We start from the raw sequence: 6768 nt of genomic DNA on the forward strand, positions 1-6768 counted from the left end.
TTCCGGCCCGACTTCGTCGGGTTCCTTCGCCCTGACACTGATCCGGGGGTCGCCGCACTCTGTGTCGTCAGTGCCATCGCGATCAAAAAGCACATCCAAAGCGGTTTGGTTGCGGTAAATACGGACAGAACATGATCTCTTGCCGCATCGAGCGGCAAAAAACACGACACGTTCTTGTCTTTAGAGCTTGCCAATCCCGCCAGGCTGAAACACCGCTTCGCTAGGCGCAAGGCCGTTGATCAGCGGCTGGCCGAACTCGGCCTGGCTGACCTCGAAGCGATCACCGGGCTGGGTGCGTACGCCATCGGCGAATGACAAGGTTGCGGTGCCGAAGAAATGCACATGTACGTCACCTGGCCTGAGGAACTGGGCGTATTTGAAGTGGTGATACTCAAGGTTTTCCAGGCTGTGGCACATGTTGGCCTCGCCGCTGAGGAATTCTTTTTCCCACAATACTTCGCCATCACGCCAGATGCGGCTGGTGCCGGTCAGGCTTTGTGGCAGCTCGCCTACACGCAGCTCCGGCCCAAACGAGCAGGCGCGCAGTTTCGAGTGGGCCAGGTACAGGTAATTGCGGCGTTCCATGACGTGATCGGAGTACTCGTTGCCAATAGCGAAGCCCATGCGATAGGGCTTGCGATCATGGCCGATCACATAAAGGCCGCTCAGCTCGGGCTCTTCCCCGCCGTCTTCGGCGAACGGTGGCAATGAAAAGGAATGCCCTGGGCGCACGACGATGCTGCCGTCACCTTTATAGAACCACTCCGGCTGAACACCCGCCTGCCCCGCCGCTGGCTTGCCGCCCTCCACGCCCCATTTGAAAATGCGCATGGTGTCGGTCATCGACGCTTCATCGCCAGACTGCTGGTGCATCTTGTCACGCGCCGAGGCACTGCCCAGATGCGTCAACCCGGTGCCACTGACCAGCAAATGCGCCGGATCAGGATGGTCGAGCGGCGGCAGGATCCGCAGGTCCTTGAGCAATTGCGGATAGTCATGAGTGTCGCCAAGCCCAAGCTGCTCAACCTGCCGAACCAGATCAGAACCCGCCTCGATCGCCGCCAGCGCCAACTCGCGCACGCTCTCGGCACCGACTACTTCGCGCACCTGATCACCGTCAATCAGCCCGACCCGACGCTGACCGTTGCTCAATTCAAATTGCACTAACCGCATAAGATTCTCCCTGCATCACCATTAAAAACGCCAAGGCCTGCCTCTTCTTGCTGTTTGAAGCTTGAAGCTCGCAACGGCTTCACCTGGCACTCGCCGCAAATTCGTCTGCCGGCAACACATGCTTACGTTCCAGCACGTGATAAACGATGCCGGTCAACACCAGGCCGAACACCATCACCCCGGACAGGAAATACAAGCCCGAGGCCAGGCTGCCGGTCATTTCCTTCAGCGCACCGATCACGAACGGACCAATGTAGCCGCCCAGATTGCCGACCGAATTGATCAGCGCAATGCCGGCTGCCGCGCTGGCCCCGGCAAAAAAGCGACCCGGCAAGGTCCAGAACACCGCCGTGCAGGAAAACAACGCGAAGGCCACGACACACAGCGCAGCCAGTTGCGCGACCGGCAGGGTCAGCCAGGCGCTACAGAACAAGCCGATGGCGCCCAGCACATAAAGCACTGCCAGATGCCCGTAACGGTCATTGAGGCGGTCAGAACTGCGTGGCACGATCAGCAGGCCGATGATGCCAAAGATGTACGGCACTGAAGACACAAAACCGGTGGTCAAATCGCTGCCGCCAAACTGCTTGATCAGCGTCGGCAACCACAGGCCCAGGCCGTAGATGCTCAATGTCACCGGCAGATAGAACAGCGCCAGAAGCAACACGCGCTTGTCTTTCAGCGCATGCAACGGGTTGCCGTGCCGAGTCTGGCCGTAGTGTTCGAGGTCTTTTTTCAGTTCACCGGCCAGCCAGTCTTTCTCGGCCTGATCCATCCACTTGACCTGTTGCGGACCGTCCGGCAACCAGCGCAGCACCGGCCAGGTGAGCAGAATCGCCGGGGTGCCGATGACGATGAACAGCCACTGCCAGCCGTGCAGGCCAAGCACACCGTCCATGCCCAGCAAACCGCCCGAGACGGGCCCGGTGATCATCATGGCGATGGGTTGCGAAAGGATGAACAGGCCGAGGATCTTGCCGCGATGGCGCACCGGAAACCACTGAGTGATGTAATAAAGCACGCCGGGAAAGAAGCCCGCCTCGGCCGCCCCCAGCAGAAAGCGCATCACATAGAAACTGTGCGGCCCCTGCACAAACGCCATGCCGATGGTGATCGCGCCCCAAGTGATCATGATCCGCGCGAACCAACGGCGTGCGCCAAAGCGCTCGAGCATCAGGTTGCTGGGGATTTCAAACAGGAAGTAGCCAATGAAGAACAGCCCCGCACCCAACCCGTAGGCGGCGTCGCCGATACCAATGTCCGCGCCCATGTGCAGTTTGGCGAAGCCCACGGCCGAACGGTCCACATACGCGATCAGGTACAGCAGGATAAGGAAGGGAATCAGTTTGAACGTGATGCGGCGTATAAGCCGCAGTTCCTGGCTCATGTAGGCGGTCTCCCATTGTTTTTGTTATGGAACCTGCGGGGATCACCTCTGTGCCTGGGGGGCTGATGAAGCTGCCCATGCGCCAGGATGAACCCTCGTCTACGGTCGACTATATAGTAATACTATTTGAAGTGACAACTCTTCCAATACGCGTTTTTTAGGCTTACCTTACCCAGCAGCGCCGTCATTAAGTCTTACAATAAGAGAGCCGATCATGTCTGACTCCGATAAAAAACCGACCCTCCGTTCTGCCCAGTGGTTTGGCACCGCCGACAAGAATGGCTTCATGTACCGTAGCTGGATGAAGAATCAGGGTATTGCCGACCATCAGTTTCAGGGCAAGCCGATCATCGGCATCTGCAATACCTGGTCGGAGCTGACCCCTTGTAACGCGCATTTCCGGCAGATTGCCCAGCACGTCAAACGTGGCGTGATCGAAGCAGGTGGCTGGCCGGTCGAGTTTCCGGTGTTTTCCAACGGCGAATCCAACCTGCGCCCCACTGCAATGTTTACCCGCAACCTGGCGAGTATGGACGTCGAGGAAGCGATTCGCGGCAACCCGATTGACGGTGTCGTGCTGCTGACCGGCTGTGACAAGACCACGCCTGCACTGTTGATGGGTGCCGCCAGTTGCGACATCCCGGCCATTGTCGTGACCGGCGGGCCGATGCTCAACGGCAAACATGAAGGCAAGGATATCGGTGCCGGCACCATCGTCTGGCAGATGCACGAGTCCTACAAAGCCGGGACCATCAGCCTGGACGAATTCCTGTCCGCCGAAGCCGGCATGTCCCGCTCGGCAGGCACCTGCAACACGATGGGCACGGCCTCGACCATGGCCTGCATGGCTGAAGCACTGGGCACTTCGTTGCCGCACAACGCTGCCATTCCTGCGGTGGATTCGCGCCGCTACGTGCTGGCGCATATGTCCGGTATGCGTGCGGTGGACATGGTCCGCGAAGACTTGCGCCTGTCGAAGATTCTCACCAAGGCCGCCTTTGAAAACGCCATCCGGGTCAACGCGGCCATTGGCGGTTCGACCAATGCGGTTATCCACCTCAAGGCCATTGCCGGGCGCATTGGCGTCGATCTGGACCTGGACGACTGGACCCGCATGGGCCGCGGCATGCCGACCATCGTCGACCTGCAACCGTCCGGCCGTTTCCTGATGGAAGAGTTCTATTACGCCGGTGGCCTGCCCGCCGTGCTGCGCCGCATGAACGAAGCCAGACTGCTGCCCAACCCGGATGCATTGACCGTCAACGGCAAGAGCATCGGCGAGAACACCTGCAATTCCCCCATCTATGGTGAAGATCAGGTGATCCGTGCGCTGGACAACCCGATCCGCGCCGACGGTGGCATCTGCGTGCTGCGCGGCAACCTCGCCCCGCTGGGTGCGGTGCTCAAGCCTTCGGCCGCCACCCCGGCGCTGATGCAGCATCGTGGCCGTGCGGTGGTGTTCGAGAATTTCGAGATGTACAAGTCGCGGATCAACGACCCGGATCTGGACATCGACGCCAGCTCGGTAATGGTCCTCAAGAACTGCGGACCCAAGGGTTATCCGGGCATGGCCGAGGTCGGCAACATGGGTCTGCCGGCCAAACTGCTCGCTCAGGGTGTGACAGACATGGTGCGTATTTCCGATGCACGCATGAGCGGCACAGCGTACGGCACGGTGGTGCTGCATGTCGCGCCGGAGGCCGCAGCAGGTGGCCCACTCGCCGTGGTTCAGGAAGGCGACTGGATCGAGCTCGATTGTGCCAGCGGGCGCTTGCATCTGGACATCCCGGAAGCCGAACTGGCCGCACGCCTGGCGCAATGGCAAGCCCCGCCACAATTGTTGCTTGGCGGCTATCGCCAACTGTATATCGATAAAGTGATGCAGGCCGATCAAGGCTGTGATTTCGACTTTCTGGTCGGTTGCCGGGGTTCCGAAGTGCCTCGTCATTCGCACTAGTCACTTGCACTACTTGCATTAAAAGAAGCGGCGGTCCCTTGTTCTGGCGACCGCCGCAACCGTTGTGCGATGGTATGATGCCCAGCAATCACCGCCAGGACCGACTTGCGTTCCCATGGACTACCGAAAGCCTTCCGACCGAAAAAGCATGCACGCCCGTATTGTCCAGGAACTGGGCATGCAGATCGTATCCGGCCGTTTCAAACCTGACGAAAAGCTGCCAGCCGAAGCGTTGCTCTGCGAAGAGTACGCAGTCAGCCGTCCGGTACTGCGCGAAGCCACACGGGTTCTGGTCGCCAAGGGGCTGGTTTACTCGCGGCCACGCGTCGGCACGGTGGTCAAGGCCCGCCGCGAATGGCACCTGCTGGACCCGGACGTGCTGCATTGGGTGATGCAAAGCTCGCCGCAGAACGAATTCTTCAACCTGCTGACCAGCGTGCGCGCCGTCATCGAACCGGCTGTTGCAGCACTGGCTGCGCAACATGCCACCGACGCCGAAATCGAGTCGATCCACGAAGCGTACCTGCGCATGGAAGCGGCACCGACGCCGGAAGACTTGCTGCAACCGGACCTCGACTTTCACAGCCGCATCGCCGACGCCACCCACAACGACCCGCTGGCGCACTTGTGCAACATGCTGTCACTGGCCTTGCGCGAAGCGCTCAAATACTCCAACAAACGCCCCAACCTGCACGAACTGGCCATGCCCCGCCACAAAGCCATCCTCACCGCCATTCAGAACCGCGACGCCCTCGGCGCACGCCACGCCTCGCTGGTGCAACTGGACGATGCGCGCAATGCGCTGAGCGTAGTGTTGGGCGGCGGTTGATCAATCGGTTCAACTGAATCGATAACGTCTTGGGTCTGTCTGTTCGCCGTGTTTATCAATCAAGCAGGGCGAACCCTATCGATTACCTATACCCACCTCTGAATATTCTATTTCTGTGGGAAATATCCAGCCCATATGTAAGAGCGTTATCAGCCCAGCGTAAGCTCAGTCCTTAAATACCGAAAATAGCGATCTGCCATTTCCGAAAACATAAAGTAATGATATCTCTCCCTGCACCTTAATTAAAACGCAGCACCTGTTCGTACACGTCGATTAAACAGTCGGACGTCAAGGATTCGTGCGGCCTGCAGAAAATATGACTCAGGGAGAGTTGCATGAAACTTCTGGCCATCGTCCAGGGCGATACCACAGACCACGGAGGGTCTGTTATCAATGGCGATCAAACAAAGCGCATCCATGGTTTCCCCGTAGCACACAGGGGCTGCGACGTCATCTGTCCACTGCATGGCGCCAGCAAAATCATCGGCGAAGAAAACAACTTTCATATCGAAGGAAAAATCATCGCACTGGAGGGCGATCTGACCAGTTGCGGGGCTCGGTTGATATCCAGGCAACAGCGTTTCTTTCGGGTTGAGAGGCAGCCGAGTGTTGTGCCGTCTGCGCCTGTTACTTCGGTGGGTAATGATCAGGGGGTGGCCAGCGAGTGCTTGGTGGATGGGGGTGTGCAATCGGTTAATTCGTTGGTGGGCCAGCAACAGCTACCTGACTTCAATGAGCGCTTTCAATTCACCACGCATCAGCACGTCAGTCTTGGGCATGTGGGTTATGTGATTTTGCAAGACGATCAGTGCACTGCCAGCGGCGCGCTTGATAGCCAAGGTAATAGCCGAAGCCACTGCAGCACAGCGCCCATTACGCTGCAACCCGCAACATTCGCCCCTTTGCCGATGATGGAGTAACAATACATGTCACTGAATGATTTTCAACGCACCAACGCATTGGGTCCCGACACCTACTTCGCCCTGCCACAGGGTATCTCGCGCACCTACGCACCTCTGGACACACCGCCTAAAAAGGTCATCATCGAAAACCTGGCCCTGTCCCGCGTCCCCGGAGCCATGCGCAACATGGGCTGGGACACGGCAGCAGCACTGATGCAGCGATGGTTTGACAGTCCTGCGTGGGAGATGCCGGCGGAGTGGAAAAAAGAAAAAACTAAACCTTCATCTTTGAACCTAAATCCAGCACATTGTGATGATGGCATCGTAAAAATGGATTGGGCGATGAAGTTTGAACGGTGTCGGAATGCTGTAGAAGCAGCCAAATTGCTACTAACCACCCCGAACGGGATAAAACAGCTAGTGTACTGTTTTCGAAAAAACCAGCTACTAACTAACGTAAAATTCAAATTTTATCAATAACTTAGGTTGCAGGACACGGGTAAATTATTTCGCAAACAGT

The 6768-nt window shown here is 58.0% G+C and carries 5 protein-coding genes and 1 pseudogene; 4 read left to right on the forward strand and 2 right to left on the reverse strand.

The window, feature by feature from the left end; translation table 11 throughout:
* Positions 1-180: 180 nt before the first annotated feature.
* Complete coding sequence (gene araD1 / locus DW49_RS0118655) at positions 181-1173, reverse strand: AraD1 family protein (protein WP_005619628.1); 993 nt, start codon at positions 1171-1173, stop codon at positions 181-183.
* 79 nt (positions 1174-1252) lie between these two features.
* Complete coding sequence (locus tag DW49_RS0118660) at positions 1253-2560, reverse strand: MFS transporter (RefSeq protein WP_005619630.1); 1308 nt, start codon at positions 2558-2560, stop codon at positions 1253-1255.
* Positions 2561-2774: 214 nt separating this feature from the next.
* Here DW49_RS0118660 and DW49_RS0118665 point away from each other — a divergent pair, with 214 nt between their 5' ends.
* The 4 genes and pseudogenes from DW49_RS0118665 to DW49_RS0118680 form a co-directional block, all read left to right on the forward strand.
* The gene (locus tag DW49_RS0118665) at positions 2775-4517 is read left to right on the forward strand and encodes an IlvD/Edd family dehydratase (RefSeq protein WP_005619632.1); all 1743 of its coding nucleotides are present in this window, start codon (positions 2775-2777) and stop codon (positions 4515-4517) included.
* 115 nt (positions 4518-4632) lie between these two features.
* Entirely contained in the window at positions 4633-5346 is a 714-nt protein-coding gene (locus DW49_RS0118670) for a FadR/GntR family transcriptional regulator (RefSeq protein WP_005619633.1), read from the forward strand.
* Positions 5347-5681: 335 nt separating this feature from the next.
* On the forward strand, positions 5682-6266 hold the full coding sequence (locus DW49_RS0118675; protein ID WP_005619635.1) for a PAAR domain-containing protein: 585 nt from the start codon (positions 5682-5684) through the stop codon (positions 6264-6266).
* A 6-nt stretch (positions 6267-6272) separates the two neighbouring features.
* Positions 6273-6686: pseudogene (locus DW49_RS0118680) on the forward strand (DUF6402 family protein); the annotation flags it as partial.
* Positions 6687-6768 lie beyond the last annotated feature (82 nt).

This window comes from Pseudomonas avellanae BPIC 631, from assembly GCF_000444135.1.
GTDB classification, from domain to species: domain Bacteria; phylum Pseudomonadota; class Gammaproteobacteria; order Pseudomonadales; family Pseudomonadaceae; genus Aquipseudomonas; species Aquipseudomonas avellanae.

What these genes read in the sequence shown, in the direction of transcription:
- araD1 (WP_005619628.1), bottom strand. Translation starts at nt 1,173, where the DNA reads ATGCGGTTAGTGCAATTTGAATTGAGCAACGGTCAGCGTCGGGTCGGG.
- DW49_RS0118660 (WP_005619630.1), bottom strand. Translation starts at nt 2,560, where the DNA reads ATGAGCCAGGAACTGCGGCTTATACGCCGCATCACGTTCAAACTGATT.
- DW49_RS0118665 (WP_005619632.1), top strand. Translation starts at nt 2,775, where the DNA reads ATGTCTGACTCCGATAAAAAACCGACCCTCCGTTCTGCCCAGTGGTTT.
- DW49_RS0118670 (WP_005619633.1), top strand. Translation starts at nt 4,633, where the DNA reads ATGGACTACCGAAAGCCTTCCGACCGAAAAAGCATGCACGCCCGTATT.
- DW49_RS0118675 (WP_005619635.1), top strand. Translation starts at nt 5,682, where the DNA reads ATGAAACTTCTGGCCATCGTCCAGGGCGATACCACAGACCACGGAGGG.